Origin of the sequence: Streptomyces sp. NPDC060028 (assembly GCF_042736725.1) — a bacterium.
Classification (GTDB): Bacteria; Actinomycetota; Actinomycetes; order Streptomycetales; family Streptomycetaceae; genus Streptomyces.
Map to the genome: position 1 here is coordinate 29153 of NZ_JBHWVJ010000020.1, position 25245 is coordinate 54397.

The following is a 25245-nucleotide window of genomic DNA, read 5'->3' on the forward strand; positions in this document are numbered from 1 at the left end:
CGCCGTACACCGTCGGGGCGGGCGGAGCCGTGCCCGGGAATCGCGCCGTCCTCTTCATCATTCGAGATCATTCGAAAGGCCTCGGGCCATGCGCACCAGCACTTCCCCCACGACCACCGTCCGGAACCTGGGCATCCTCGCCCACGTGGACGCGGGCAAGACCACCATCACCGAACGCATCCTGTTCGCCACCGGCGCCATCCACAAGCGGGGCGAGGTCCACAACGGAACCACCGTCACGGACTTCGACGCCCAGGAGCGCGACCGCGGCATCACCATCTTCGCCGCGGCCGTCAGTTGCACCTGGGGCGGTCACCGCGTCAACCTCATCGACACCCCGGGGCACGTCGACTTCTCCGACGAGGTCGAGCGGTCCCTGCGGGTGCTCGACGGGGCCGTCGCGGTGTTCGACGCCGTCGCCGGGGTCGAACCGCAGAGCGAGTCGGTGTGGCGGCAGGCCGACCGGCACGGTGTGCCGCGGATCGCGTTCGTCAACAAACTGGACCGGGCCGGCGCCGACCTCGACACGGCGGTGGCCTCGATCCGGGAGCGGCTGGGCGCCGTCCCCCTGGTGGTCCAACTGCCCATCGGGCGGGAGGACGGATTCGCCGGCGTCGTCGACCTGTTGGGGATGCGCGCGCTGCTCTGGCACGCGGGCGCCGACACGTACGAGGCCGGGCCGGTCCCCGAGTCGCTGCGCGAGGAGGCGGACCGGCGTCGACGGCTCCTCGAGGAAGCCGTCGCCGAACTCCATCCGGACGCACTGGAGGAGTTCTGCGCGACCTCGACACTGACCGGGCCGACCCTGGCCCGCGCCCTGCGGGAGCTGACCCTGCGCGGGGACGGTGTGGTGGTGCTGTGCGGTTCGGCGTACCGCAACCGCGGGATCGAGCCGCTGCTCGACGCGGTCCTGGCGTACCTGCCCTCACCGGCGGACATGCCGCCGGTACGCGGGACGGTGGACGGTGCGGGCGGCGCGGAGCAGGAGCGGGCCGCCGACCCGGCGGGGCCGTTCGCCGCGCTCGCCTTCAAGGTGACGGCGACGGCGACCGGACGGCTCACCTACCTGCGCGTCTACTCGGGCACGCTCCGCAAGGGCGCGTCCGTGCTGGACGCGGTCACGGGCCGCACGGAGCGGGTCGGCCGGATCCTGCGGGTGCAGGCGGACCGGCACGAGGAACGGGAGGAGGCGGTTGCGGGCGACATCGTCGCCGTGGTCGGCCTCAAGGCCGCCCGCGCCGGAACGACCCTGTGCGCGCCCGGTGCGCCGCTGGTCCTCGAACCGCCCTCGGTGGCCGAACCGGTGGTGTCCGTGGCGGTCGAGGCCCGTCGCAGCACCGACACGGGCCGGCTCTCGGCCGCGCTGGCGCGGCTCGCCGAGGAGGATCCGTCGCTGGTGGTGCGGTCCGATCCGGAGACGGGCCAGACCGTGCTGTCGGGGATGGGCGAACTCCATCTGGAGGTCGCGGTGGAGAAGATCCGCAGCGGCCAGGGCGTGGAGGTCGTCGTCGGCCGTCCGCAGGTCTCGTACCGGGAGACCGTCGTGCGCGGCGTGACCGGTCTGGTGTACCGGCACGTCAAACAGGACGGCGGCGCGGGCCAGTTCGCGCATGTGGTCCTCGACGTCGAACCGCTGGAGGAGGCGGGGTTCGAGTTCCGGTCGACGGTCGTCGGCGGCCGGGTGCCGCAGGAGTACGCGCGGGCCGTGGAGGCCGGCTGCCGGGACGCCCTCGCCGAGGGGCCGCTCGGCGGTCATCCGGTGACGGGGCTGCGGGTGGCGCTGGTCGACGGGGCGACCCACTCCAAGGACTCCTCGGAGATGGCGTTCCGGGCGGCGGGCCGCTTCGCGCTGCGCGAGGCGCTGCGCGCGAGCACGCTGGAGCTGCTGGAGCCGGTCGTGGAGGTCACGGTCACCGTTCCGGATGACGGCGTCGGGGCGGTTCTGGGGGACCTCGCCGCACGCCGCGGCCGGGTGTCCGGGTCCACCACGGAGTCCGGGACCGCGGTGATCACTGCCACCGTGCCGCTGGCGGAGCTCTTCGGGTACGCGTCCCGGCTGCGCGGCCGTACGCAGGGCCGGGGTACCTTCACCACCCGGCCGACCGGCCTCGCGCCGGTACCGTCGTCGGTCGCGGGCGTACTGCTGGCTCGGTAGCGACGGGGCCTGACTGCCCCTGCCCTGCCCCGGTCCGCCGGGGCGGGGCAGGCTGCGGGCAGTCCTGCCGCGTGTGACGACGACCGGGTGGCCGGCGGCAACGCGTCGCTCTCCCGGCCGGACTTCTGGGCCGGGGACCTGGCGCGGACGCGGGGACGGACGACCCGGTGGGTCCGCTCGTCGCGGGCTGGCTCGGCACGGACGCCGCCCGCGCGCCGAGGGGCCGGCCCGGTCGGCTCGGCACCGGATGAGCCCCGCGTTCGCACCCGCGCCACCCGTATGGCCTGGCCGCTCCGGAGCGGGCTGGAGCAAGAGCTTCGAGCCGTACCAGCGGTCGCAGAACGGCGCGAAGTGGAACAGCCGCTGTGGTGAGGACACCGGGCGGGCCGACCGCGCGGGGACGGCCATCGTCGTCAAGGGGCAGATGGCCGACGCCCGTCACCCCCACGCCCTGCTCGGACCACCGGATGCTCGTCGAGAGCCTGAGCGTCGGCTGACCTGCTGACCGGCTGGCCTGCTCCGGGCCTACAGGCGGACGTTCCAGTCGACCGAGGAGCGCAGGGTGCGGGCGATCTTCGGGTCGCGGACCGACGGCGTGCGGTCCTCGGCCGTGACGGTCAGCTTGTGCGTCCGCAGGTCGAAGAGCCACAGGTCCGCGACCGCCACCTCGGTCCGGCCCTGGAACCGCTTGAGTTCCCGGCCGTCCAGGTACCAGCGGACCACGGGCTGGCGGCCGTCCGCGCCGGCCAGCCGGGGCACGGCCGCCTTCGCGGTGTGGCGCAGCCGCAGGGTGCGGTCGGTCGGGGTGAGCGGGGTGGCGATCCGTGCGTGCTGGTAGAAGCCCGCGATCATCGACTCGACGCCGGGGAGGTTGAAGGGCTTGCCGAGGACCCGCATGATCGAGCTGTCGGTGGGCCGGCGCAGCCCGGTGACGTAGTAGCCGCCTCCCTCGTACGCGCCGACCGTGCCGCCGTCCGGCGAGGGCTCGCCCAGCCAGCGGTACCACTTGGCCCGCCGGGCGGCCAACTGGTCGGCGGTCAGGGTGGAGATGTTGGACTCGCCGGGCTCGGGGCCGGTGTACTTCTCGTAGTCCGGGACGCCGGGGTAGAAGTACTCGTCGGCGAGCTTGCCGAGCGAGTGGCCGGTCTCGTGGATGGCGACCTGGCCGGACTTGGCGTGGCCCGCGGAGGCGGTCGATATGCCCTCGTAGCCGAGGGTGGCACTGGGCTCGTTGTAGCCCGCCCCGCCGTACTTGGCGCTGTTGGCCAGGACGATGACCAGGTCGGCCGCGGGTGCCTTCGCCACGTACGAGTCCACCTTGGGCTGGTCTATGCAGAGCAGCCGCTCGATGTCCTCGCACCAGAAGTACGCGCCGAGTGCGGTGTCGCGCGTGGTCGCCCGGTCCGGGTCGCCGGAGACGCCCGAGTCGTGGGAGACGGCGTCGACCGTCCAGACGTTGAAGAGGTTGCGGTAGGTGGCGTACGGCTCGACGGCCGTCACCTCGGCCCACTTGTCCTTGGCGTCGGTGTGGAACTTCGCCAGCTCGGCCGCGGTGTAGCCGTCGCCGATGACGACCACGTCCAGGCGGTCGGTGGTGGGGCCGTTGTCCACGACCTTGGTGACCTCGCCGTCGGCGGCCCGGTCCGCCTCGGAGAGCCGGGCGGACCCGCTCTTGGCCGCGCCGCCGCCGGCGGGTACGCGGGCGTGACCCGATCCGGCCTCGCCGCCGTGCTCCGGGCCCGGTATCTCCACCTCGACCCGGGTCTTCGCCGGTGCGTCCGGCGTGCCTGCCGCGCGGGCGGGTCCGGCGGCCAGCAGCGCGGCGCTCGCGATGACCGCCGCGACGGCTGAGCGGAGTGCGGTACGGACGGCCGGACGTTTGGGCGGGGCCATGAAGTCCTCCTGCGGCAACGGAAGTTAAACGGGAAGGTAAGTGCAGTGAATCGGTTGCTTAAACTAAAGGGCGCGCGGGTGGTGCGCAATGGCCCGCTCCCCCTGAATACTGGGGAGTTCGAGCAACCAGGGGGATTCCATGGACGAACCGGCCGCAATCGGCCGCAGGGTTCAGCGCATGCGCACGGACCTCGGGCTGACACAGCGGAAGTTGGCCGAGCCCTCGTACACCTCGGCCTACATCTCGACGCTGGAATCGGGCAAGGTGCGGCCCTCCGAGGCCGCGCTGCGCTTTCTCGCCGGCCGCCTCGGCACCTCGTACGAGGAGCTGACCACCGGGCGCCCCGTGCACCTGGCCACCGAGCTGCGGCTCTCCCTCACCGACGCCCAGCAGACATTGGCGTCCGGCGCCGCCGACGAGGCCGCGGCGCACTTCCGCCGGCTGCTCGCCGAGGCGCGGCGCCTCGGTCTGGCCCCCGAGCAGGCACAGGCGTTGCTCGGGCTCGGCGACTGCGCCCTGGAGTCGGGTGAACTGCCCGAGGCGATCGTGAACTTCGAGGCCGCGGAACGGCTCCTGGCCGACGAACCGCTCACCCGCCGCGCCCGCCCGATCCGCGGCCGCGCCATCGCGCATTTGCTCGCCGGGGAGCTGCGTTACGCGTGTTACCTCCTCGAGAGCGCCATCGACGAGCTGGGCGCGAGCGGGCTGGCCGACCCCGAGGCGCTGGTGCTGCTCTACGCCGCGGTGATCGGGCCGTACATCGACATGGGCGCCCATGCCCGGGCGGCCCACGCCGCCGAACTCGCGCTCTCACTGGCCCCGCAGGTCAGCGACCCGGCCCTGGTCGCGGGCATGCACCGGCAGGTGGCCCGGACGTTCCTCGCCGAGGGGCGCGTGGCCGACGCGGACGCCTCCCTCGCCAAGGCCCAGGCGATCTACGGGCAGCTACAGCTGCGCACCGATCTGGCGCACTGCCACTGGATGCGCGGCTACGTACAGGCCCAGAACGGCGACCTGGCGTCGGCCGAGCGGGAGTTGCGTACGGCCCGGGACATGCTCTCGGCCCGGCGCGCGGCCCTGTACACCGCCCAGGTGGAGGTGGAGCTGGCCGACGTACTGCGCCAGCTCGGCCGGTACGAGGAGGCGGCCGGGCTCCTCTCGGCACTGCTGGAACTGGGGGACAGCCACGGCGCCGTGCACGCGGGCGGGGCGCACCGGCTGCTGGGCCTGATGGCCGAGGAGCGTGGCGAGATCGAGTCCGCCGAGGAGCACTACGTGCAGGCCCTGGCGCTGCTGGAGCGCAGCGGGGCGACGGGCGACCTAGCCGATCTGTGCCGGCTCCTGGGTGACCTGCTGCGGCGGACCGGCCGGCCCGAGGCGGCCCTGGACGCGTACCGGACGGGCCTGGGCCATCGCGCGGCTCCCGGCACGACCACGCTGGGTCCGGCGCCCGCCGCCCCGGCGTTCCCCCCGATCCGGCCCGCGCCGCGGTAGCCGGGGCCCCGGGCCCCGGGCTCTAAAGGTCGATCCAGTAGCGCCGCTTGGGACCGATCAGCGTCTCGCGGACGTCCTCCAGCACGCCGCCGTTGTGCTCGATCGTGCGGATCGAGGCACGGTTGCCGGGGTCACAGGTCAGCAGCACCCGGTCCATCCCCAGCAGCCGCGCCTCGTGCAGGACCTCGCCCAGCGCCCAGGTGGCCAGGCCGCGGCCGCGCGCCGAGGGGCGGACGCTGTAGCCGATGTGGCCACCCGCGTCGAGCAGGAAGCCGTTCAGGTAGTGCCGCAGGTCGATGGCGCCGAGGTAGGTGTCGTCCTCGGCGATCCACCAGTACGTCGCGTGGACGCGGCCGTGCTCGACCGGCAGCGTCCGGTCCCCGTACCGCCGCAGCTGCTCCGTCCAGGCGGCGAAGCCCTCCAGGGTGTCCACGTGGTCGTCGGAGCCGAGCCCGGCTCCGTCCATGTGGGCGTCGTCGCCCCATTCCTTCTGCGCGGCGAGCCACGAGTCGTACAGGCGGGGGGTGGGCGTGATCAGCTCGGGCATAGGCGGACGATAACAGTCCGATCATCCGATGCCCGGCGCGGACCGGCCGCGGCAGCGACGCGGACCGGCCTCCGCCGCGGGCCCTCGCCGCGGGCCCCCGCCGCTGTCCTCACCCCAGCGCCGCCAGCAGCTCACGCTCGCGCTCGGGGCTGAGGCCGGCCCGGCGGGGGCGGCCCAGGCCCGCCTCGCGCTCCCAGCGCAGGGTGTCCGCCAGCAGCTCGGCCCGGGGCCGGTGGCGCAGACCGGCCGCGCTCGCCGCGGCTCCGCTGCGGGAGCTGAAACCGGACCAGTCCGGGTCCGCCATCCACATCGCGAGCGACTCCGGGCCCATGAACTGGACCACCTCCTGCCCGAGCAGCCAGTCGGGATCGGCATCCACCACCTGCCCGGTGTGCCCGCCGATCCGCCTCGAGAGGGCGACCCACTCCCCGAAGGGCACGATCGGGCCGACCGCGTCGTACGTTCCGGTCGTGCCCTTCTGCGCGCAGTCGAGCAGCCACGCCGCGAGGTCCCGGGCGTCGACCGCCTGGGTCGGGACGCCGGGAGAGGCGGGCACCAGCATCGGTGCCAGCGGCTCGCGGGCCGCGCGGCCGACCCAGTACCCGGTGCGGCCGCTGTGGTCGCCGGGGCCGCCGATCAGGCCCGCCCGCGCGATGAGGAGCCGCTCGCCCACCGCGTCCGTCGAGGCTTCCTCGCAAGCCACCTTGGCCTGCCCGTACTGGTCCCGGTCGACCTCGTCCGCCTCGGCCGCCGGGAGCAGTTCGGCCGACTCGTCCGCGCCCGGCCGCGCGTGCGAGGCGTACGCGCTGACCGAGGACACGTACGACCAGTGGGCCGCCCGTCCGCCCAGTGCCGCCAGCGCCCCGCGGACGAAGCCGGGCTGCCACGACACCTCCACCACGGCGTCCCAGTCCCGACCGGCCAGGCCGTCGTACGCGCGGGGGTCGCGCCGGTCCGCGGCGAACAGCGTCGCCCCGTCGGCCACTTCGCCGCTCTCCCCGCGGGCCAGGCAGGTCACCCGGTGCCCGCGTGCCAGTGCCTGCCGCGACAGCTCGCGGCCCACCCATGCCGTTCCACCCAGTACCAAGATCTCCATCGGCCCACTCAAACACGGCCCGGGGGCCCGTGTGCCCGCTCTTCGCCGAGAGCGGAGTGCGCAGGGACTCGCCCGATGGACATGGCCGGCATACATTTCGGGACCACCCCGGCTCTTCGTGGTCGACGCCGGCGGCGGGGGGCTGGCCCCACCCTGGGGCGACCGGCCTGCCGGATGGGGCGCCGGGCCGCCGTCAACAAGGCTTGCCCCATGACGACTTACGCGCAGAAGACCCTGCTGCTCGCCCTCACCGCGGCCTCGGTGGCCGCCGGCCTGACCGTCACGGGAGCCGGCGCGCCCGCGGCCGCGGCCACCGCCCGGCCCAAGTCCGTTACTCCACAGCTTGACTGGCACCCCTGCGCCCGGCCGGACGGTCCCGCCGCACAGGAGTGCGCCGAGCTGCCCGTGCCGCTCGACTACGGCGACCCCGCGGGCCGGCAGATCACCGTCGCCGTCTCCCGGATCCGCAGCGAGCGGCCCGAGGCCCGGCGCGGCACGCTCGTGGTGATCCCCGGCGGCCCGGGCGGCTCGGGCGTCCAGCGGCTGGCGCAGAAGGGCGCCGCCCTGCAGAAGGAGACGGCCGGCGCGTACGACCTCGTCGCCTTCGACCCGCGCGGGGTCGGCGCCGGCACCACCGCGAGCTGCGATCTGGCCCCCGAGGACCGCTACCTGACCAACCTGCGGTCCTGGCCGGGCCCGGACGGCGAGATCACCGGGAACGTGGCCCGCTCCCGGCGCATCGCGGAGGCCTGCGCACGGGGCGGCGGCGCCGTGCTGCGCAGTTTCACCACGGCCAACCAGGTCCGCGACCTGGACCGCTTCCGCGAGGCGCTCGGCGAACGGAAGCTCTCCGCATGGGGCGTCTCGTACGGCACGTACGTCGCGGCGCAGTACGCGCAGAAGTTCCCCGAGCGCACCGACCGCTGGGTGCTCGACAGCAGCGGCGACCCGGATCCGAAGCGGGTCGCACGGGGCTGGCTGGCGAACATGTCGCAAGGCGCGGACGACCGCTTCCCCGACTTCGCGGCCTGGGCGGCCCAACCGGACCGGGAGCAGGAGGGCCTGCGGCTGGCGGCGCGGCCCGAGGAGGTGGAGCCGCTGGTCCTGGAGCTGGCGGCCGAGCTGGACCGCGCACCGCGGGAGTCGACGACCCCGGGTGTGCCGCTGACGGGCAACGGCCTGCGCCAGGCGCTGCAGAACAGCCTCTACAGCGACTCCGCCTTCGCCTCCTTCGCCCGCCTGGTCAAGGCGGTCCAGGACCCGGCGCACCCGCCCGTGCTCCCGCCGGAGCTCGCCCAGCCCCTGCGCGACGAGGACGCCGCCGTGATGGTCGGGGTCATCTGCAACGACGTGGAGTGGCCGCGCGCATCCGTGGCCTCGTACCAGCGCGCGGTCGACGCGGACCGGGCCCGGCGCCCCCTGACCGCCGGCATGCCGGTGAACGTCCTGCCCTGCTCTTATTGGCAGAACGCCCCGGCGCATAAGCCGGTGCGGATCACCGACGACGGCCCGTCCAACATCCTCATGATCCAGAACCGTCGGGATCCGGCGACTCCGCACTCCGCGGCCCTGGAGATGCGCGAGGCGCTGGGCGACCGGGCCGTTCTGGTCACGGTGGAGCGCGGTGGCCACGGCGTGTACCTCGGCAACGGAAACGCCTGCGGGGACCGTGCCGTCACCGGGTTCCTGACCACCGGCCGGCGCCCCACCGGGGACGTCGACTGCGCGGGCTGACGGCCCTCACCCGCGCTCTCCTGCGACCGGAACTACTCCGCCGCGCAGGGCGGCGTGTGGATCCGCGACCAGAGCCGTGCCACCGACAGCCTCCCGGCCGGCTGACGGACCGGCTGACCGACCGGCTCCGGCCGCATCGGGGTCGGCCACACCGGGGCCGGCCACGGGCGGGCGGGGGCGCCCCCGGCGCTCCGGTGCCGGGTGCAGGGATCCGGGCCCCGGCCCTCCCCGCCCGTGGCGGCTTGCAGCGCCGCGCTGACCAGGGTCGCCAGCAGGTCGATGTCGGAACCGATGTCGAGGCGTACCGTCACCCATTCCGATCCGGTCCGCAGGCGGACGGCGGTGGACCGGGACAGGGCCGGCCGAAGCTTCGTGATCATCGCCCGGGTGAGGTGGACATCGGCCTCGTGTTCGCCGTGGAAGTGGACGATCTCCTGCGATCCGGAGTTCAGTGCGAACTCCGCGTCACAGGGCGGTCGGCCTTCGGTGAGCGCGGGCCAACCCAGCAGCCGTTCACTGGCGCGCCTAGCCGTGTTCATGCCCTGAGCCTGCCTGCCCGGGGCCCGGCACCACAAGGCCCCTGGCGCGATGTCACCGCCTGTGGGGCAGAGTTCGCTCAGGCCGCCGACGCCGTGGTGATCACCAGCGGCGGACGCTCGCGCTCCGCCGACCAGGGGCGGCCGCGGGCGAGGTCCGGATCGGCGAGCGAGAGCGCCTCGGCCACGGACGGGCGCTGCGGGACGGCGTCCCGGAAGCCTGCGCGTTCCAGGAGTGTCGGGTAAAGACCCACGGGCCACGCGTGGTTGCGCATCTCCTGCCAGGACCCGTCCGTACGCCGCAGCCGTACGGTCAGCTCCTCCCCCGGCCCGTACACCTCGCCGGGTTCGCCGATCCGCAGCGAGGCGTACTCCGTACCGCTGCACGCCGGGTCGGTGGTCAGCAGGACGAGCGGGGCGCCCGGGCGCAGCAGTCGGCGGATCTCCGTGAACACCGCGAGCACGGCTTCCTCGGTCGGCACCGACGCCAGGACGTGGTTGCACATCACCGCGTCCGCGCAGCCGTCGGGCAGGCCGGTCACGCGCCCGTCCTCGACCAGGTGGTACTCCGCCACGGCCGTGCCCGAGCCGCGGGCGAGCGCCAGCATCTCGGGGGACGTGTCGACCCCCAGCACCCGCGCCCCCAGCCGCCGGGCGGCCTGGTCCGCCACCTTGCCCGGGCCGCATCCGTAGTCCACCAGGACGTCGCCGGCGCCGATCCGGCGCGACAGCTCCCGGAAGACGAAGGGATAGCCGAGCAGCCAGTCGGTGGCCGCCTCCACGGCGGCGAAGGCCTGCGCCCCTTCGTGCCCGGACCAGGCGGTCTGTTCTCCCGGCCCGGGGTGCCCGGGGTCCTGCGACGCGTTGCTCACGGTCCCACTATCGACCCGGCGCCGCCGCGGCACGGTGGTGCGACACGGCCCCTCGGCCGTCAGGCCGTCATCGCCGTCTTCGGCTGCGTGGTGACCACGGTGGGAGCGCCGGCCGGCCCGGGCCTGAGCACGCGTACTCATCCCGGCGCGTGCGCGGCGGGCCCTCGCCGGGGGTGCCCGTCCCCGGGCTCTATCGGCCGATCAACGCGGCGAGCACCTTGGCGAGCCGCTCCCGGGCGTCCGCGTCGGTGATGAATCCGTCCGCGTCCTGCATGCCGCGGTCCACGGGGATCCGTACGCAGGCCGGCTCCACGATGTCGGCGCCGGTGTAGCCCAGCACCGTCCGAAGCGTGTCCTCGGCGCCCTGGCCGCGGCCGGGGGCGGCCGCGGTCACCCAGGCCGCGGGCTTGTCGCAGATCTCGGTCCCGCCCACCGTCCAGTCGAGCAGGTTCTTGAAGGAGCCCGGCAGGGTGCCCGCGTACTCCGGCGTGCAGATCAGGACGGCGGCCGCCCCGGCGATCGCCGCACGCAGTTCGGCCACGGGTGCGGGCAGCGGCTCGGTGTCGTGATCGGGATTGAAGTGCGGGAGCTCCGCCAGGCCTTCGTAGCGGGCGGTTCGGACGTCCGGGGGCGCGACGGCCTGGACGGTGCGCAGCACGGCCTCGTTGGAGGAGCCGGCCCGCAGGCTTCCGGACAGCAGGAGGATCACAGGGAGCGTGGACATCCGCCAAACTTATCGTCAGCGGCGGGACGGTACCCGCTCGACCTCGGGCGCGGTGGGCTGTGCGGGGAACCCGGCCAGTCCCGGGCGGTGCGGGGTGTGCGAGCGGATGTCCTGGACACCGCGGCGCAGGCTGTCGCGCAGGACCCGTCCCAGGGGGCGTTCGATCAGGCGGTGCACGGTCCAGGCCAGCAGCATCATGGTGGTGGCCACGCCGAGGACCAGGGGGACAGGTGCCACCCTGTCCCGGAAGTGGTGGATGACGGTGAGCCCGGCCATCATGTGGATCAGGTAGAGCGGGTAGGTGACCGCTCCGGCGTGCGGGAGCCAGCGCCAGCGGATGCCGTCGAGGACCCCGAGCGCTATGGCCGCCATGACCAGGAAGCCCAGCGTGATGATCACGTGAGCGGGCCAGACGGGCGTCTGCCCGGCCAGGCCGCGGCCCAGGTTGGTGATCATGCGGTCGTGCACGTAGTGCTGCGCGAGGAGGTACTGGACGCCGACGATGCCCCACAGGACCGCGTTCGGCCCGAATCGGCGCATCAGGTGGAAGGCGATTCCGGCGGTGAAGTACGGGGCGTAGGGCGAGATCGCGAAGAACGAGAGCACACCGCTGTCGGCGGTCGGAGCCACGATTCCCGCGAGGGTCCACAGCCCGCAGAAGAACACGCAGTTGCGGTAGGTCGTGCCGCGCATCACGACGACCGCGAAGAGCACGTAGAACTTCAGCTCGGCGAAGAGCGTCCAGTACCCGTCGTCGATGTGCGGGACCCCGATGCCGCCCTGGAGCATCGACAGGTTGACCACCACGTCGGTCAGCCCCTTGAGGGGGCGCACCTCGGGCCAGGCGAACAGCACGGCGGAGGTGAAGGCCACGGCGGCCCAGTAGGCGGGGAAGAGGCGGGAGACCCGGGACACCGCGAAGTCACCCACGCTGCGGCCCCAGGCGCTCATGCATATGACGAAGCCGCTGACGAGGAAGAAGATCTCCACGCCCAGCCAGCCGTATGCGGCGAAGCGGCTGGCGACCGGGAAGATGTCGGCCGTCGGTCCGCCCCAGGCACTCGCGAGGACCAGGTAGTGGTAGAGGAGAACGAAGAGCGCGGCAAGGATCCGGACTCCGTCCAGGACGACCAGGCGCCGCCCGGCGTCCGGGCCGGGAGGGTGGGCTCCGTCACGGGTACGGCTCTCCCGCCGCAGTTCTCCGGCTGAAGTGCACGTGCTCATCCCTGGATCCCGCCCCCGTGAATGTATGACAGTCCTGATACCGCCGTCAGGTCAGCGGAACTGTACAGGTCACTCACAGGTTGGCCACCCGGGCGGGCGAGTGCACTCGCCCGCCCGCGGGCGGTCTGCGTCAGCTCCAGGTCGCGCCGGCGGGCTCCTGGATGGTGGCGTTGAGCCGGTTGAAGAAGTTGGTCGTGGCGATCATGAGGATGATCGCGGCGAGCTGCTGCTCGTCGAAGTGGTCGGCGGCCTCGTCCCAGACCGCGTCCGGCACCGCCTGGCCGGTGCGGTCCGCGAGGCGGGTCGCGGACTCGGCGAGGGCCAGGGCGGCGCGCTCGGCGTCCGTGAAGAACGGCGCCTCGCGCCAGGCGGCCACCGCGTGGAGGCGCTCGTCGGTCTCGCCCACCTTCTTGGCGTTCTCCACCCCGGCGAACACGCAGGCGCTGCAGCCGTTGATCTGGCTCGCGCGCAGGTGCACCAGCTCCATGAGCTCCTGCGGCACGCCGCCCTGGTACATCGCCTTGTAGAGGTTCTGGATCCCCTTCATGGCGTCGGGCAGGACCATCGCGGGGTTCTTCATACGGGCGTTCATGAGCTTCTCTTCCGTCTCGCGTCTCGTGAGCCGCCGGCGCCTTGCGCACCGGCCCGAGCTCGTCATCCACCGCACTGACGGAACGCGGAGCGCGGATGTGACACGTGAGCGGAAGAAAGTTTCAGCTGCCTTCGGGCGCCGGCGCGGGGACGAGGCCGTCGGCGACCAGGCCGGCGAGGACCGCCTGGCTCAGGGCGTGCACCGCGGACTGGGGGCGGACCATCACGGTGAACTCCTTGACGCGCCCCGTCTCGTCGAACTGGAGCATGTCGATCGCGTGGATCTGCTTGCCGTCCACGGTGGCCCGGAACGGCAGGATCACCGAGGGGGCCTCGGACCCGTCGGCGCTGGTCTCGGCCACGCCCTCGAAGTGCCCGATGTAGCGCAGGTCGTCGAAGACGCGCAGCAGCACGCCGAAGAGCCCCAGCACCATCGGCTTGCCCTCGAAGGGCGTGAACTTCACCGGGCTGTAGAAGCGGATGTCATCCGCGAACAGCTCGTCCAGTACGGAGAAATCGCGCTTCTCCACGGCAGCACGGAATCGTTCGGCAGTCTCCATGACCCCTCCAGATGCTCGGTCGCTTATCTTCATACTCAAGAATGTGACTAGTCAGTTTTTTGAGTATCATGCAGGGACGGACGAGGAAAGGGAAGGGGTGGTCTTCGATGGCCCTGCGACACGCCGTCCTGGCGGCGCTGCTGGACGGCGAGTACAGCGGATACCAGCTGGCCAAGACGTTCGACGTCGGCGTCGCGAACTTCTGGCACGCGCTGCCCCAGCAGCTGTACGCCGAGCTGGCCAAGCTGGAGAAGGAAGGCCTGGTCGCGGGTCGGCAGGTGGTCCAGGAGACGCGGCCCAACAAACGCCTGTTCCACGTCACCGACGCCGGCCGCGCCGAGCTGGAACGGTTCGCCGCGGCCACGCCGAAGCCCTCCTTCATCCGCGACGACCTCCTCGTCAAGGTGCAGTCCGCCGACCTCATCGGCACCGGTCCGGTGATCGAGCAGCTCGTGGAGCGGGCGTCCGCGGCCGAGGGCAAGATCGAGCTCCTCGGCAAGCTGCTGCGGCAGATGCGCGGCGACGCGGACGAGGAGGAGTTCCTGCGCCACGGCGAGCGGATCGGCCCGTACCTCACGGGCCTGCGCGGCCTGGCCTTCGAGCGGGAGCACCGGGACTGGTGCCTGCGGATGGCGGACGTTCTACGGGAGAGGCAGACGACCTGTGCCGAACGGTGAATACCTGCGCTACGTGGCCCTCGGCGACAGCCAGACCGAGGGGCTCGGCGACGGGGACGACACGGTGGGCCTGCGCGGCTTCGCCGACCGGCTCGCCGAGCACCTCGCGACGGCCGACCCGGAGGTCCGGTACGCCAATCTCGCCGTGCGGGGCCGGCTCGCCGGCCAGGTCCGGGCCGAGCAGCTGGAGCCCGCGCTCGCCCTGCGCCCGGACCTGGCCACCGTCGTCGCCGGGGTCAACGACCTGCTGCGGCCGCGCTTCGACGCCGCGGAGGTGGCCGGGCACCTGGAGGAGATGTTCGCCGCGCTCACGGCCGCCGGGGCGCGCGTGGCGACCGTGACCTTCCCCGACGTGGGGAAGATCGCTCCGCTGGCGCGGCCGCTGCGGTCCCGCGTGCTCGACCTCAACGCGCACGTCCGCGCCGCGGCCGCCCGGCACGGCGTCGCGGTCGCCGACGCGGCCCGGGAGACCGTCGCCACCGACCCGCGCCTGTGGACCTCCGACCGGCTCCACGCCAGCCCCCTCGGCCACGCCCGGATCGCCGCGGCCATCGCCACGGCCGTCCGGCTGCCCGGGAGCGACGATTCCTGGACCCTCCCGCTGCCGCCGCGGGCGCTCCCCACGGCATCGCAGGCCGCGGCGGCCGAACTGCGCTGGGTGGCCGGGTTCCTCGGCCCCTGGCTCGGGCGCCGGCTGCGCGGCCGGTCCTCCGGTGACGGCCGCGCCGCGAAGCGCCCGGAGCTGCTGCCGGTGGGATGACCGTGCCCGGCCCGGGCACGGCGTACCCGCCCCGTCAGGGCGGTCAGGCGGTCTGCTCGCCGAGGTGCCGCCACAGGAACGTGTGGGTCAGCGCCCGGTTGAAGGCGCTCTGCTCGTTGTCGGTGGCGCCGGCGTGGCCGCCGCCGGTGTGTTCGTGGAAGAGGACCGCGTGGCCGAGTTCGCGCAGGCGGGCGGCCGTCTTGCGGGCGTGTCCGGGGTGGACCCGGTCGTCGCGGGTCGAGGTCATCAGCAGCACCGGCGGGTACATCTGACCGGCGGCCAGATTGTGGTACGGCGAGTACGCGGCGAGGTGCGGGCGGTCGGCCTCGTTGTCGGGATCGCCGTACTCGGCCGTCCAGGAGGCCCCTGCCAGGAGCCGGTGGAAGCGCAGCATGTCCAGGAGCGGCACCTGCGCGACGATCGCGCCGAAGAGTTCCGGGTAGCGGGTGAGCATGGCCCCCATGAGCAGTCCGCCGTTGCTGCCGCCGGCGATGCCCAGCCGGCCGGGGGTGGTGATCCCGCGGGCGGTCAGGTCGGCGGCGACCGCCGCGAAGTCCTCGAAGGCGAGGACCCGGTCCGCTCCGAGGGCGGCCTGGTGCCAGCGGGGCCCGTACTCTCCGCCGCCGCGGATGTTGGCGACGACGTACGTGCCGCCGCGGGCGAGCCAGGCCCGGCCGGTGACCCCGCTGTACGCGGGCACCATGGAGAGCTCGAAGCCCCCGTACCCGTAGAGCAGCGTCGGGCCGGGGCCGGCCTCGGTGTGCGGGGTGGCGTCCGGGTCGGGGCCCACCACGAAGTACGGCACCCGGGTGCCGTCCGGCGAGGTGGCGAAGTGCTGCCGTACCGACAGCCCGGTGGTGTCGAAGTGGGCGGGCGCGGACTTCAGGGTCTCCGTGCCCACCCCGATCTCGCCGCGGTAGAGGGTCGAGGGCCGCAGGTAGGAGTCGACGTCGAGGAAGTACTCGTCGCTCACGTCGGGGTCGGTGTCGGTGACGGTGGCGCAGGCCAGCCGCGGGACGTCGGCCAGCGGTGCGCGCGTCCAGCCCTGCGGGCCGGGGGTCAGGACCTCCATGCGGGTGGACACGTCCGCGAAGGTGTTGAGGATCAGATGGCGCCGGGTCGGGGAGAACCCGGCCAGTGCCGTGCGCTCGTCCGGTGCGAACAGCACCTGTGGCTCCCGCTCCCCCGCCAGGAACCCCTCGAAGTCGAAGGCGAGGAGCGATCCGGCCGGCTGCCCGAGCCACGGCGTCCGCAGCGTCACCAGCAGCCACTGCCGCCAGACGTCCGCGTCGGCGTCGGCGGGCACGTCCACCTTCACCGGCTCCGCCGCTCGTTCGCCGGCTCCGGCTCCTGCTCCGGCGTTTGGGAGGAGGAAGAGTTCGCTGGTGAAGAAGGTCGGGCGGCGGCCGACGAAACTGCGCTCGAAACCGGGGGTCGCATCGTGCCAGCCGAAGGCGGACACGTCCCCGGCCGCCGCCTCGAAGACGAGCTCCGCACGCTCCGGCGCGGTACCGCGGCGCCAGCGGCGTACGGTGCGCGGGTAGCCGGAGTCGGTCAGCGTCCCCGGGCCGAAGTCGGTCGCGAGGAAGACGTGGTCGTCATCGATCCAGCTGATGCCCGTCTTCGCCTCGGGGAGCCGGAACCCGTCCGCCACGAAGGCCTTCGCGGCGAGGTCGAACTCGCGGACGCAGACGGCGTCGGAGCCGTCCCGCGACAGCCGCACCAGGGCCCGCCGGTAGTCGGGGTACCGCACGCTCGCCCCGGCCCACACCCAGCTCTCCCCTTCGTCGGCCGCGAGGGCGTCGACGTCGAGGAGGAGCTCCCACTCGGGGTCGTCCGTGCGGTACTGGTCGAGCGTCGTGCGACGCCAGATCCCCTTCGGATGCCCGGCGTCCCGCCAGAAGCTGTAGAGGAACTCGCCCCGGCGGGTGGTGTAGGAGATGCGGCCGGTGTCGTCGAGCACCTCCCGCAGCTCGCTCTGCAGGGCGAGGAAGCCCGGGTCCGCCGTCAGCGCCGCCCGGGTCTCCGCATTGCGCTCCGCCACCCAGGCGAGCGCGTCCGCACCGTCAATGTCTTCGAGCCACAGGAAAGGATCATCGGTCACACCCCGATTGTGCTGCCTGTGGCTCGCGGCGCGGACCAGTTCCCGCCAGCGGCCCCCGGATCGGGCGATCTTGTGCTCGGCGGCTCCGGGGCCGGTCACAGCACAGGACGTACTTGCGCGGTCCGACAACACGGCGAGGCGCCGTACCGGTCGGCGCGACGCGGTGAACCTTTCCGGTCACAGCACTAGAGGGAGTTCAGGTCGATGGTGGCGGCCAGCGCCTTGTACCCGTCGTCATTGAGGTGGAGGTGGTCGGGCGCGGCGTACTCCTGCCGGATCTTCCGCGGGTCGGCCGGGTCGGCCACGGCCCGGTCCAGGTCGACGACGCCGTCATAGGCCCCGCTGGTACGGATCCACGTGTTGACGGCGGTGCGTACGCTCTCGCCGCGCTCGGTCCAGTAGGCGGCGTCGCGGTCCCAGTACGGCGGGATGGTGGTGCCGAGGATCCGGACGCCGCGGGCGTGGGCCTCGCGGATCAGCCGCCGGTGGCCGGCGATGAGCTCCTGCGCGGTGACCTTGGGGCTGGGTGTGTTGCAGTGGTCGGCGGGCAGGTCGGGCTGGACGATGTCGTTGGTGCCCTCCAGGACGATGACGGTACGCACGTCCGGGCGGGCGAGCGCGTCCCGGCGGAAGCGTTCGAGGCCGCTCTCGCCGTAGCACTCGGAGTCGCCCAGCAGCTTGTTGCCGCCGATGCCGGCGTTGACCACGGGGCGCGGACGCCCGGCCGCGGCGAGGCGGTCGGCGAGGGCGTCGGTGTAGCGGCGGTCGGCGCCGGGCGTGGAGCCGAAGCCGTCGGTGAGGGAGTCGCCGAAGGCGACGACCGCGCCCGGGCGGCCGACCGGGCCGGCGCCGCTCTTCACGTCGATGCCGGCCAGGTAGTACCAGGAGTAGCTCTGCTCCGTGAACGCCTCCGCGGAGGCGTCCCCGAGGTGGTCCCCGCCGGCCCGGTAGGTGGTCGCCATGGCGGCGTTGTGGAAGGTGGCCGGGCCGGTGGGGCCCTCGAAGTACAGGGTGACGGTGAGCTGCTCGAAGGCGGCGACGGGCAGGTCCAGCGCGTCGCTCGACAGCTCCCGGCCGGCGGGGATCGTCACCGCGCCGGTCCCGTCGAAGCGGAGCGGGCGTACGCTCTGCGGCTGCACCGCGGCTCCGCCGGCGCTGCGGGCGACGCTCGCGCCGGTCAGCCGAAGCGGGGTGGTGCCGTACGCGTTGGAGAGCCGTACGCGCAGCTCGGAGCCCTGGGCGCCGACGCGGATCACCTGGCGTACGGAGTGGTCGGCGAAGCCCGCCTCGGACCAGTTGGGGTACCAGTCGGTGTGCGCGGGTGCCTGCTGCGAAGTGCCCCAGGCACTGCGCCAGGGCGTCGGGCGGGCGGCGGCGGCCGTGGTCGCGACCCCGGCGACGAGGACGGCGGCGAGCGGGAGGGCGAGGGCGATCGTCTTGGCAGTCATGCCCCTCTGACCCGGCGCGCCAGGGAAATGTGACGAGCCGGGCCGCCGGGTGGTCGATCGGTGGGTGGTCATGAAGCCACCGAAGTCCACAGCGCTGGAGCGCCGGTACAGGATCCGAAAGACTCCCTGCATGCAGCGAGAGCAGCGGGCCCCGCCGCGTGGCCGCGGCCGGCGTCAGCGCATCCAGCTTTCCGTCACGGCCTGGACCGCGGAGCCGTCCAGGTCGGAGAGCTTGGCGGCGACGAAGTCGCGGGCCCAGTCGGAGGTCTGCACCCGGAACGCGGGCTCCTCGGCGGTCAGGGCTTCGACGATCGGCCGGGCCGCCTCGGCCGGGGTCTGCGCCTGGCCGAAGGTCTTCATGGTGCGCTCGATGTACGCCTGGAGCGCCGGGGCGTACGGGCCCGCCGCCGCCAGCAGTGCGGGGACGTCCACGCCCACGCTCGCGACGAACTCGCTGGCCACGGCGCCCGGTTCGACGACCGTGACGCCGACGCCGACGGTCGCGGCGACCGGGGCCAGCGACTCCATGAAGCCCTCGACCGCGAACTTGGCCGCGCAGTAGGCCTCGTTGAAGGGCTGCCCGACCACTCCGCCCACGCTGGTGACCGTGATCACGCGGCCCCGCGAGGCGCGCAGGTGCGGCATGGCCGCCCGGGTGACCGCCACGACTCCGAAGAAGTTCACCTCCATCGTCGCGCGGACGTCCTCGACGCTGCCCTGCTCGATCGTGCCCACGCGGCCGGCGCCCGCGTTGTTGACCACGGCGTCCAGGTGGCCGTACTCGCCGAGCACCTCGTCGAGGCAGTCGGTGACGGATCCGTGGTCGACCACGTCCAGACGCTTGACCTGGATGCGGTCGGCGACGCCGGCCGCGGCGGCAGCGCGGCGGAGCGGATCGGCCTTGCCGGTGTCGCGCATGGTGGCGACGACCTGCCAGCCGGCCTCGGCGGCGGCCACGGCTGCGGCGAGTCCGATGCCGGAGGAGGTGCCGGTGATCAGGACCGTCTTGGGGGTGTTCGCGGTGGTCATGGGGTTCTCCATTTCTGTGCGTGTACACACAATATAGATATGTGCGCGCACACGCAAACAGGTACCCTCGCCTCATGCCACGCACCGACCTCACCATGGGTGACCTCACCCCTCGCGATCATGCCTTTTACGGTCTGATCTGGGCGGGCACCACGCTCTCGGCCCGGATCGACCAGGCCCTGTCGCGGGCCCACGACCTGCCGCTGTCCTGGTTCGAGGTGATGCTCTGGCTGAGCGGCCAGCGCGAGCCGGTCGCCGCCTCCGCCCTGGGGGCCAGGACGCTGCTCAGCCGCAGCCAGGTCTCCCGCGTGGTCGACCAGCTCCAGGCCCGCGGCCTGGTGGAGCGGGCACCCTCCCCCACCGACGCCCGATCCGTGTGCGTCGCGCTCACCGCCGCCGGCCGCGAGGCGTTCGCCGAGGCCGACGCCACCCGCCGGGAGGCCCTGCGGGAGGTCTTCGACGACCGGCTGGACGACTCCGACATCCAGGCACTGGAGACCGTGTGGGCCAAGCTCAAGGGCCGATGATGCGGGCGATCCCGTCGAGCAGCGGCCGCAGGCCGAACTCGAACAGCGCGTCGAGGTCCAGGTCGTAGCCCTCCTGGAGTGCGGTCACGGTCCGCGCGAAGACGGGAAACCGGCCCGACGTGACGAGCGCGTCCAGTGACGAGGCGTGGAGGTCCATCCACTGGTCCTCGGTGAGACCGGTGGCCGCCTCGGTCTGGGCCTCCTGTTCGAGGTTGACCGCGATGCCCTGTACGTAGCCGTAGAGCAGCACGTGCAGGTCGAACATGGTCACCGCGTCGAGACCGTGCCCGTCCAGGGCTCCGAGCATCCACTCGGCGTGCACCATGAGGTTCGGCAGCATCAGGGGGCGCCCGAGCGGGCCGAGGTGGGCGAGCCAGGGATGCCTGCGGTAGAGCCGCCACATCGTGCGCCCGCCGAGCTCCAGGCGGGCCCGCCAGCCCTCGGGGCCCGGGTCGGGGTACGCCAGCTCCCCGAAGGCGGCGTCCGCCATGAGCAGGACGAGCTCCTCCTTGCTCCCGACATGGCGGTACGGGGACATCGCGGCCACGCCCATCCGCGCGGCGACACCCCGCATGGAGAGCGCGGCGAGCCCCTCGGCATCGGCGATCGCGATGGCGGTACGGACGATCCCCGCCCGCGTCAGCTCCTGGTCCACGGGCGGGACGGCACGCCGCTGCGGGGGCCGCGGCTCCGCGCGGCCCGCGACGACCGTGGCCGCGCGCGGGCGGGTTTCCACGAGCCCTTCCATGCGCAGCGCGGTCAGCGCCTTGGTGGCGGTGGCCAGCGCGACCCCGTGGTCCCTGGCCAGCTGCCGGGTCGAGGGGACCCGGTCCCCCGGCGCGAGCTCGCCGTCCCGGATGCGGCGCCGGATGTCGGCGGCGATGCGTGCGTAGGGCGCGTTCGGTGCGTCATCGGTTGTCTCGGCCACGCCGAATCACCTCTCCCATTCTTTTTTTCCGGCCTGCCAGCCCTGTACTAGTGCAGAGGCTACCGGCCGCGATACGTTCAACCGTGGCTTCTGCCCTAGTACAGTAGTCGCAAAAGGCCAGTTGGAAGCGGTTCGAGTACGCCGTACATTCAGTTGCGTACACCGTATCGAAGGAGCTTCGACATGACCACTGTCTTGATCTCCGGTGGCGGAATCGCCGGGTCCGCACTCGCCCACCTGCTCCACCACCGCGGCCTCGAGCCCACGGTGGTGGAACGCTCCCCCGCCCTGCGCCGGGGCGGCCAGGCCGTGGACATCCGCGGCGTCGCGCTCGAGGTCGTCGACCGCATGGGGCTCCTGGAGCAGGCGCGGGAGCTACGCACCCGGATGCGCGGCATGTCGATACTCGACGCCGACGGCAACGAGATCGACCGGTCCACCGAGGCCACCTTCAGCAGCGGGCGCCTCGACAGCGCCGACATCGAGCTGTTGCGGGAGGACCTGGTCCGCCTGCTCCACGAGCGCACGCGCAAGGACGTCGAGCACCTCTTCGGCGACAGCCTCACCGCCCTGACCGAGAGCGACGACGGCGTGCGCGCCGACTTCGCGCACGGCCCCTCGCGCACCTTCGATCTGGTGGTGGGAGCCGACGGACTGCACTCGACGGTACGGCGGCTGGCGTTCGGGCCGCAGGAGCAGTTCTCCCGGCATCTGGGCAGCTACGTGTCGGTGTTCAGCGCGGAGAACTTCCTCGGGCTGGACAACTGGCAGACATGGCTTCGGGACGGCGACGCGGGCTTCGGCATCATGCCCGTGCGCGACAACACCGAGCTGCGGATCGCCTTCGGATTCGAGTCCGGCCCCCTCGACGGCGACCACCGCGACACCGGTTGGCTGCGGGGACTGGTCACCGAGAAGCTGGGGGCGCTGCGCTGGGAGGCGGCGAGGCTGGCCGAGGCCGCCGCCGAGGCGCCCGACTTCTACTGCGACGCGATGGCCCAGATCCACGTCGACCGCTGGTCGCGGGGCCGGGTCGTACTGCTCGGGGACGCCGGCTACTGCGCTTCCCCGCTGTCGGGGCAGGGCACCAGCCTGGCCCTGGTCGGCGCCCACGTACTCGCCGACGAGCTGGGCCGGGCGGGCGCCGGCCACCGTGCCGCGTTCGGCCGCTACGAGGAGCGCATGCGGCCGTTCGTGACCCTCAACCAGGCCCTGGCCACCGAGAACCCGGGCGGCCCGGCCTCCGAGGAATCCGTTGCCCGGGCCAAGAACGCCATCGGGCTCGACGCCTGACGCCCGTCCCCGTCACGCGCCGGGCGCCTCGGCCCCGCCCCCGGCCCGGACCGCGTCCAGGACCCGCGCGTGCAGATCGGCCAGACCCCCGGCCGGCACGGGTACGGGGCTCCCGGTCAGGGTGTACCACTCGTCCGCGTCGGTGTACTGGACGTCGATCCGGGCCAGGCCCTGCGGTTGCGCCGTGGTGGTGACGGTGAGATCGCCGGTGATGACGCCGACCTCGTCGGTCATCGCCCCACCCGGGCCGGCCTTGACCTGACTGCTGTGCTGTTCGCTCATGAAGGACAAGTGTTCATCATCCCGGCGATTCGCGCCCGGCGGGGGCTGGTGGCCGGGGGCTGGGGGCTTGTCTCCGTACGAGCGGTCAGAACGGCTTGGTCGGGAGGTACTTGCCGTCCAGGGTGATGACCGCGCGCTCGCCGCCCTCGGGGTCGGCGACCTTCTTCACGTCGAGCTTGAAGTTGATCGCGCTGATGATGCCGTCGCCGAACTGCTCGTGGACCAGGGCCTTGAGGGTGGTGCCGTAGACCTGGAGCATCTCGTGGAAGCGGTAGATGGTCGGGTCGGTGGGGATGGCGCCGTCGATCGAGCCGCGGGTCGGGATGGTCTGGAGCAGCGGCGCCGCGTCGTCGTCCAGGCCCAGGAGCTCGGCGACGGCCTTCGCCGCGGCCTCCGGCAGGGGGTGCTGGCCGAGTACGGCGGCGGTGACGAAGGCGACCGACAGGCCCGCGGCGTCGGCGATCTGCTGCCAGGACAGGTCCCTGCGGATCTTGGCGTCGACGGCGGCGAGGGCCAGGCTCTGACGGGCGGCGGGGTCGAACTGGGCATGCACCATGGGAGTGCTTCCTTTCGAAAGGGGGCGCGTTCGCGGGGAGGGAGCGGAGTCAGACCGCGAGGACGGGCCGGCGGGTGGCGGTGTCGCCGAGCTGCTCGACGGTTCCGGTGGGGATGTCGTAGACCCAGGCGTGCAGGGTGACCGCCTTGGCCGCCAGGGCGCGGGCCACCGCCGGGTGGGTGGCCAGATTCGCCCGTTGGGCGAGGACGTTCTCGCGCACCAGGGCTTCCACCTGCTGCGATCCGCCGCCTGGGGCCGCGTGGCGCAGCCAGTCGGCGATCGCGGGCGCGGCGCTCAGGTCGTGCTGCTCGGCGAGGGCGGTCATCGCACCGCAGGCGGAGTGCCCGCACACCACGATGTCGGTGACGCCGAGGACGGCCACGGCGTACTCGATGCTGGCTGCGACGCCGTCCGGGCCGGTGGTGCGGGCCGGGACGAGGTTGCCGGCGGTGCGGATGACGAACAGCTCGCCCGGTTCGCTCTGGGTGATCAGTTCCGGCACCACGCGGGCGTCGGAGCAGCTGATGAACAGCGTCTTCGGCCGGTGGGTCGCGGCCAGGTGGGCGAAGAGCTCCGCCTTGGCCGGGTAGACGTCGCGCCGGAATCGGGTGACGCCCTCGGTGAGGTCGTGCACGGTCACTCCCTTCGGTGGCTGTCGGCCCCGTGGGGCTGACGAGTTCCACCATGCATGACCTGCATCCATAGTGTCCAAGACGTGATGTTCATACCAGCCATCGATGTCATCTATAGTGCTGTCCATGGCTCCGGAACTACGTCATCTGCGCTATTTGCTCGCCGTCGCCGAGCACGCCGGTTTCACGCGCGCCGCCGAGGAGCTGCGGATCTCCCAGCCCACCCTGTCCCAGCAGGTCAAACAGCTGGAGCGGATGGTGGGCGCACAGCTACTGGACCGCACCGGGCGGACCGTACGCCTGACCGACGCCGGCGAAACGTACGCGCACTACGCCCGGCGGGCGCTGCGGGACCTGGCGGCGGCGGAGCGCGCCGTACTCGACGTCGCCGACCTCTCCCGGGGGCACCTACGGCTGGCGGTCACCCCGACCTTCACCGCCTATCTCGTCGGGCCGCTCACCGCGGAGCTCCACTCCCGCCACCCGGGCATCAGCCTGGACGTGAAGGAGCTGACGCAGGACCGCATCGAAGCGGGTCTGCTGGCCGACGAACTCGACCTCGGCATCGCCTTCCACGGCGCCCACCTGCCCGGGATCGGCGCGGTCGCGCTGTTCACCGAGACGCTCAGCCTCGTCGCTGCCACCGCGCACCTGCCCGAGGGCGGGGACCCGGAGCCACTGCCCGTACGGGACCTGGCGGGGCGTCATCTGGCCCTGCTCAGCGGGGATTTCGCGACACGCGGGCACATCGACGCCTACCTCGACGCCCACCGGGTGCGGCCGCGCATCGCCGTGGAAGCCAACTCCATCCAGGCGCTCACCGAGATCGTCCGGCGCACCCCGCTGGTCACCGTCCTGCCCGATGCCGTCACCGACGACCACCCCCACCTGGCCCCGGTCCCCCTGGACCCGGCCCTGCCCGCGCGCACCGTGGCCCTCCTGCGCCGGGAGAGCGCCTACCAGCCCGCTGCCGCCCGTGCGTTCAGCCGGCTCGCCGGGGAACTCGTACGGGACCGCGGCTACCCTCCCGCCCACTCGGGGGCCGGCACTACTTCCGGTCCCATTTCTCCGGGGTCGAGCTGGTGACGACCTCGCACACCGCCGGCTCGCCCGGGGCGGGCGAGGTGCCCGAGGCGACCTCGCGGATGCCGTCGAGGAGGATCCGGCACGAGGCCACACCACCCTTCTGGGGGCGGACCTCGACCCTGGCCTTCTCGCCGACGTTGATCACCGCCTCCTGGGTCCAGGGCAGCGGGACGGACCCGACACGTTCGGTGGAGACACCTGACTTGTACCTGTCGACGTTCCGGCCGTAGAAGATCTCCCGGGCCTGCGACGTGTGCCCGTCCGCGCCCTTGGCCTCGTACGTCAGGTACCAGCCGGCCCCGCCGACCGACCTCTTGAGCCAGGTCATGTCGCTGCCGAGGACGGCGATACCGGCCACGACGACCAGGGCCGCCCCCACCGCCATCCACGCACAACCGTTGCCGCCCCGTCCGCCACGTCCCGCTTTCCTGTCCATGTACTTCACCGTACGTTGACGGACAGACGGCACTCTTACGAGCAAAGTAGGACTTTGCGC

At 72.9% G+C, this 25245-nt stretch carries 25 protein-coding genes; 8 read left to right on the forward strand and 17 right to left on the reverse strand.

Annotated elements, in window-relative coordinates; translation table 11 throughout:
* The first annotated feature begins 88 nt into the window (after window positions 1-88).
* Window positions 89-2155 (forward strand): elongation factor G, encoded by a 2067-nt coding sequence (gene fusA / locus ACFWBF_RS12940; RefSeq protein WP_385599615.1) that lies wholly within the window; start codon window positions 89-91, stop codon window positions 2153-2155.
* 525 nt (window positions 2156-2680) lie between these two features.
* Here fusA and ACFWBF_RS12945 read toward each other — a convergent pair.
* A complete protein-coding gene (locus ACFWBF_RS12945) occupies window positions 2681-4048 on the reverse strand; it encodes a M64 family metallopeptidase (protein WP_385599618.1) in 1368 nt (455 codons plus the stop codon).
* A gap of 139 nt (window positions 4049-4187) precedes the next feature.
* Between ACFWBF_RS12945 and ACFWBF_RS12950 the strand changes: the two genes are divergently transcribed.
* Window positions 4188-5543, forward strand: coding sequence for a tetratricopeptide repeat protein (locus tag ACFWBF_RS12950; protein WP_385599621.1), 1356 nt, complete (start codon window positions 4188-4190; stop codon window positions 5541-5543).
* A 22-nt stretch (window positions 5544-5565) separates the two neighbouring features.
* Here the strand turns inward: ACFWBF_RS12950 and ACFWBF_RS12955 are convergent, their stop codons facing one another.
* Together ACFWBF_RS12955 and ACFWBF_RS12960 are read right to left on the reverse strand one after the other, a co-directional pair.
* Window positions 5566-6090, reverse strand: a complete 525-nt coding sequence (locus tag ACFWBF_RS12955; protein WP_385599624.1) for a GNAT family N-acetyltransferase — start codon at window positions 6088-6090, stop codon at window positions 5566-5568.
* 109 nt (window positions 6091-6199) lie between these two features.
* Entirely contained in the window at window positions 6200-7186 is a 987-nt protein-coding gene (locus ACFWBF_RS12960) for an NAD-dependent epimerase/dehydratase family protein (RefSeq protein ID WP_385599627.1), read from the reverse strand.
* Window positions 7187-7396: 210 nt separating this feature from the next.
* Here ACFWBF_RS12960 and ACFWBF_RS12965 point away from each other — a divergent pair, with 210 nt between their 5' ends.
* Window positions 7397-8920 (forward strand): alpha/beta hydrolase, encoded by a 1524-nt coding sequence (locus ACFWBF_RS12965; RefSeq protein WP_385599630.1) that lies wholly within the window; start codon window positions 7397-7399, stop codon window positions 8918-8920.
* Window positions 8921-8952: 32 nt separating this feature from the next.
* Here the strand turns inward: ACFWBF_RS12965 and ACFWBF_RS12970 are convergent, their stop codons facing one another.
* The 6 genes from ACFWBF_RS12970 to ACFWBF_RS12995 all read right to left on the reverse strand — a co-directional run bounded on the left by ACFWBF_RS12970 (window position 8953) and on the right by ACFWBF_RS12995 (window position 13427).
* The gene (locus ACFWBF_RS12970) at window positions 8953-9459 is read right to left on the reverse strand and encodes a luciferase family protein (protein WP_385599634.1); all 507 of its coding nucleotides are present in this window, start codon (window positions 9457-9459) and stop codon (window positions 8953-8955) included.
* 77 nt (window positions 9460-9536) lie between these two features.
* Entirely contained in the window at window positions 9537-10328 is a 792-nt protein-coding gene (locus ACFWBF_RS12975) for a class I SAM-dependent methyltransferase (RefSeq protein WP_385599637.1), read from the reverse strand.
* A gap of 190 nt (window positions 10329-10518) precedes the next feature.
* Entirely contained in the window at window positions 10519-11052 is a 534-nt protein-coding gene (locus tag ACFWBF_RS12980; protein WP_385599640.1) for an NADPH-dependent FMN reductase, read from the reverse strand.
* Window positions 11053-11067: 15 nt separating this feature from the next.
* Window positions 11068-12276 carry an acyltransferase family protein gene (locus ACFWBF_RS12985; RefSeq protein ID WP_385599643.1) on the reverse strand — a complete coding sequence of 403 codons (1209 nt, stop codon included), beginning with the start codon at window positions 12274-12276 and terminating at the stop codon, window positions 11068-11070.
* Window positions 12277-12406: 130 nt separating this feature from the next.
* Window positions 12407-12868, reverse strand: coding sequence for a carboxymuconolactone decarboxylase family protein (locus ACFWBF_RS12990; protein WP_385599646.1), 462 nt, complete (start codon window positions 12866-12868; stop codon window positions 12407-12409).
* A gap of 121 nt (window positions 12869-12989) precedes the next feature.
* Entirely contained in the window at window positions 12990-13427 is a 438-nt protein-coding gene (locus tag ACFWBF_RS12995; protein WP_385599649.1) for a nuclear transport factor 2 family protein, read from the reverse strand.
* Window positions 13428-13534: 107 nt separating this feature from the next.
* Between ACFWBF_RS12995 and ACFWBF_RS13000 the strand changes: the two genes are divergently transcribed.
* Window positions 13535-14104, forward strand: coding sequence for a PadR family transcriptional regulator (locus ACFWBF_RS13000; RefSeq protein WP_385599652.1), 570 nt, complete (start codon window positions 13535-13537; stop codon window positions 14102-14104).
* Window positions 14091-14864, forward strand: coding sequence for an SGNH/GDSL hydrolase family protein (locus ACFWBF_RS13005; RefSeq protein ID WP_385599656.1), 774 nt, complete (start codon window positions 14091-14093; stop codon window positions 14862-14864). The genes ACFWBF_RS13000 and ACFWBF_RS13005 overlap by 14 nt, the downstream gene beginning before the upstream one ends.
* Window positions 14865-14907: 43 nt before the next feature.
* Here ACFWBF_RS13005 and ACFWBF_RS13010 read toward each other — a convergent pair whose 3' ends face one another.
* The 3 genes from ACFWBF_RS13010 to ACFWBF_RS13020 all read right to left on the reverse strand — a co-directional run bounded on the left by ACFWBF_RS13010 (window position 14908) and on the right by ACFWBF_RS13020 (window position 19445).
* Window positions 14908-17007 carry a prolyl oligopeptidase family protein gene (locus ACFWBF_RS13010; protein WP_385599778.1) on the reverse strand — a complete coding sequence of 700 codons (2100 nt, stop codon included), beginning with the start codon at window positions 17005-17007 and terminating at the stop codon, window positions 14908-14910.
* A gap of 146 nt (window positions 17008-17153) precedes the next feature.
* Window positions 17154-18416: an SGNH/GDSL hydrolase family protein gene (locus ACFWBF_RS13015; protein WP_385599659.1), complete on the reverse strand. Its 1263-nt coding sequence runs from the start codon at window positions 18414-18416 to the stop codon at window positions 17154-17156.
* 174 nt (window positions 18417-18590) lie between these two features.
* Window positions 18591-19445, reverse strand: coding sequence for an SDR family NAD(P)-dependent oxidoreductase (locus ACFWBF_RS13020; protein WP_385599662.1), 855 nt, complete (start codon window positions 19443-19445; stop codon window positions 18591-18593).
* A gap of 74 nt (window positions 19446-19519) precedes the next feature.
* On the opposite strand from ACFWBF_RS13020, the gene ACFWBF_RS13025 reads away from it, so the two are divergent.
* Entirely contained in the window at window positions 19520-19972 is a 453-nt protein-coding gene (locus ACFWBF_RS13025; protein ID WP_385599665.1) for a MarR family winged helix-turn-helix transcriptional regulator, read from the forward strand.
* On the opposite strand, the gene ACFWBF_RS13030 is transcribed toward ACFWBF_RS13025, so the two are convergent.
* Window positions 19959-20900, reverse strand: a complete 942-nt coding sequence (locus tag ACFWBF_RS13030; protein WP_385599667.1) for a TetR/AcrR family transcriptional regulator C-terminal domain-containing protein — start codon at window positions 20898-20900, stop codon at window positions 19959-19961. The two genes, ACFWBF_RS13025 and ACFWBF_RS13030, sit on opposite strands and share 14 nt — an antisense overlap.
* Before the next feature lie 183 nt (window positions 20901-21083).
* Between ACFWBF_RS13030 and ACFWBF_RS13035 the strand changes: the two genes are divergently transcribed.
* Window positions 21084-22193, forward strand: a complete 1110-nt coding sequence (locus ACFWBF_RS13035) for an FAD-dependent monooxygenase (protein WP_385599670.1) — start codon at window positions 21084-21086, stop codon at window positions 22191-22193.
* 12 nt (window positions 22194-22205) lie between these two features.
* Here ACFWBF_RS13035 and ACFWBF_RS13040 read toward each other — a convergent pair whose 3' ends face one another.
* The 3 genes from ACFWBF_RS13040 to ACFWBF_RS13050 form a co-directional block, all read right to left on the reverse strand.
* Entirely contained in the window at window positions 22206-22475 is a 270-nt protein-coding gene (locus ACFWBF_RS13040; protein ID WP_385599672.1) for a hypothetical protein, read from the reverse strand.
* An 85-nt stretch (window positions 22476-22560) separates the two neighbouring features.
* Window positions 22561-23031: a cyanase gene (cynS, locus tag ACFWBF_RS13045; protein WP_385599675.1), complete on the reverse strand. Its 471-nt coding sequence runs from the start codon at window positions 23029-23031 to the stop codon at window positions 22561-22563.
* Window positions 23032-23080: 49 nt separating this feature from the next.
* Entirely contained in the window at window positions 23081-23665 is a 585-nt protein-coding gene (locus ACFWBF_RS13050; RefSeq protein WP_385599678.1) for a carbonic anhydrase, read from the reverse strand.
* 124 nt (window positions 23666-23789) lie between these two features.
* Here ACFWBF_RS13050 and cynR point away from each other — a divergent pair, with 124 nt between their 5' ends.
* Window positions 23790-24749, forward strand: a complete 960-nt coding sequence (gene cynR, locus ACFWBF_RS13055) for a transcriptional regulator CynR (RefSeq protein ID WP_385599680.1) — start codon at window positions 23790-23792, stop codon at window positions 24747-24749.
* Here cynR and ACFWBF_RS13060 read toward each other — a convergent pair.
* On the reverse strand, window positions 24712-25185 hold the full coding sequence (locus ACFWBF_RS13060; protein ID WP_385599682.1) for a hypothetical protein: 474 nt from the start codon (window positions 25183-25185) through the stop codon (window positions 24712-24714). The genes cynR and ACFWBF_RS13060 overlap by 38 nt on opposite strands.
* Window positions 25186-25245: the final 60 nt, after the last annotated feature.

Excerpts from the sequence above, each read along its gene's own strand:
- ACFWBF_RS12950 (WP_385599621.1), top strand. The coding sequence starts at position 4,188 with ATGGACGAACCGGCCGCAATCGGCCGCAGGGTTCAGCGCATGCGCACG.
- cynR (WP_385599680.1), top strand. The coding sequence starts at position 23,790 with ATGGCTCCGGAACTACGTCATCTGCGCTATTTGCTCGCCGTCGCCGAG.
- ACFWBF_RS13025 (WP_385599665.1), top strand. The coding sequence starts at position 19,520 with ATGCCACGCACCGACCTCACCATGGGTGACCTCACCCCTCGCGATCAT.
- ACFWBF_RS13020 (WP_385599662.1), bottom strand. The coding sequence starts at position 19,445 with ATGACCACCGCGAACACCCCCAAGACGGTCCTGATCACCGGCACCTCC.
- ACFWBF_RS12980 (WP_385599640.1), bottom strand. The coding sequence starts at position 11,052 with ATGTCCACGCTCCCTGTGATCCTCCTGCTGTCCGGAAGCCTGCGGGCC.
- ACFWBF_RS13035 (WP_385599670.1), top strand. The coding sequence starts at position 21,084 with ATGACCACTGTCTTGATCTCCGGTGGCGGAATCGCCGGGTCCGCACTC.
- ACFWBF_RS12965 (WP_385599630.1), top strand. The coding sequence starts at position 7,397 with ATGACGACTTACGCGCAGAAGACCCTGCTGCTCGCCCTCACCGCGGCC.
- cynS (WP_385599675.1), bottom strand. The coding sequence starts at position 23,031 with ATGGTGCATGCCCAGTTCGACCCCGCCGCCCGTCAGAGCCTGGCCCTC.
- fusA (WP_385599615.1), top strand. The coding sequence starts at position 89 with ATGCGCACCAGCACTTCCCCCACGACCACCGTCCGGAACCTGGGCATC.
- ACFWBF_RS12985 (WP_385599643.1), bottom strand. The coding sequence starts at position 12,276 with ATGAGCACGTGCACTTCAGCCGGAGAACTGCGGCGGGAGAGCCGTACC.
- ACFWBF_RS12945 (WP_385599618.1), bottom strand. The coding sequence starts at position 4,048 with ATGGCCCCGCCCAAACGTCCGGCCGTCCGTACCGCACTCCGCTCAGCC.
- ACFWBF_RS13015 (WP_385599659.1), bottom strand. The coding sequence starts at position 18,416 with ATGACTGCCAAGACGATCGCCCTCGCCCTCCCGCTCGCCGCCGTCCTC.
- ACFWBF_RS12955 (WP_385599624.1), bottom strand. The coding sequence starts at position 6,090 with ATGCCCGAGCTGATCACGCCCACCCCCCGCCTGTACGACTCGTGGCTC.
- ACFWBF_RS12970 (WP_385599634.1), bottom strand. The coding sequence starts at position 9,459 with ATGAACACGGCTAGGCGCGCCAGTGAACGGCTGCTGGGTTGGCCCGCG.
- ACFWBF_RS13000 (WP_385599652.1), top strand. The coding sequence starts at position 13,535 with ATGGCCCTGCGACACGCCGTCCTGGCGGCGCTGCTGGACGGCGAGTAC.
- ACFWBF_RS12960 (WP_385599627.1), bottom strand. The coding sequence starts at position 7,186 with ATGGAGATCTTGGTACTGGGTGGAACGGCATGGGTGGGCCGCGAGCTG.
- ACFWBF_RS12990 (WP_385599646.1), bottom strand. The coding sequence starts at position 12,868 with ATGAACGCCCGTATGAAGAACCCCGCGATGGTCCTGCCCGACGCCATG.
- ACFWBF_RS13040 (WP_385599672.1), bottom strand. The coding sequence starts at position 22,475 with ATGAGCGAACAGCACAGCAGTCAGGTCAAGGCCGGCCCGGGTGGGGCG.
- ACFWBF_RS13060 (WP_385599682.1), bottom strand. The coding sequence starts at position 25,185 with ATGGACAGGAAAGCGGGACGTGGCGGACGGGGCGGCAACGGTTGTGCG.
- ACFWBF_RS12995 (WP_385599649.1), bottom strand. The coding sequence starts at position 13,427 with ATGGAGACTGCCGAACGATTCCGTGCTGCCGTGGAGAAGCGCGATTTC.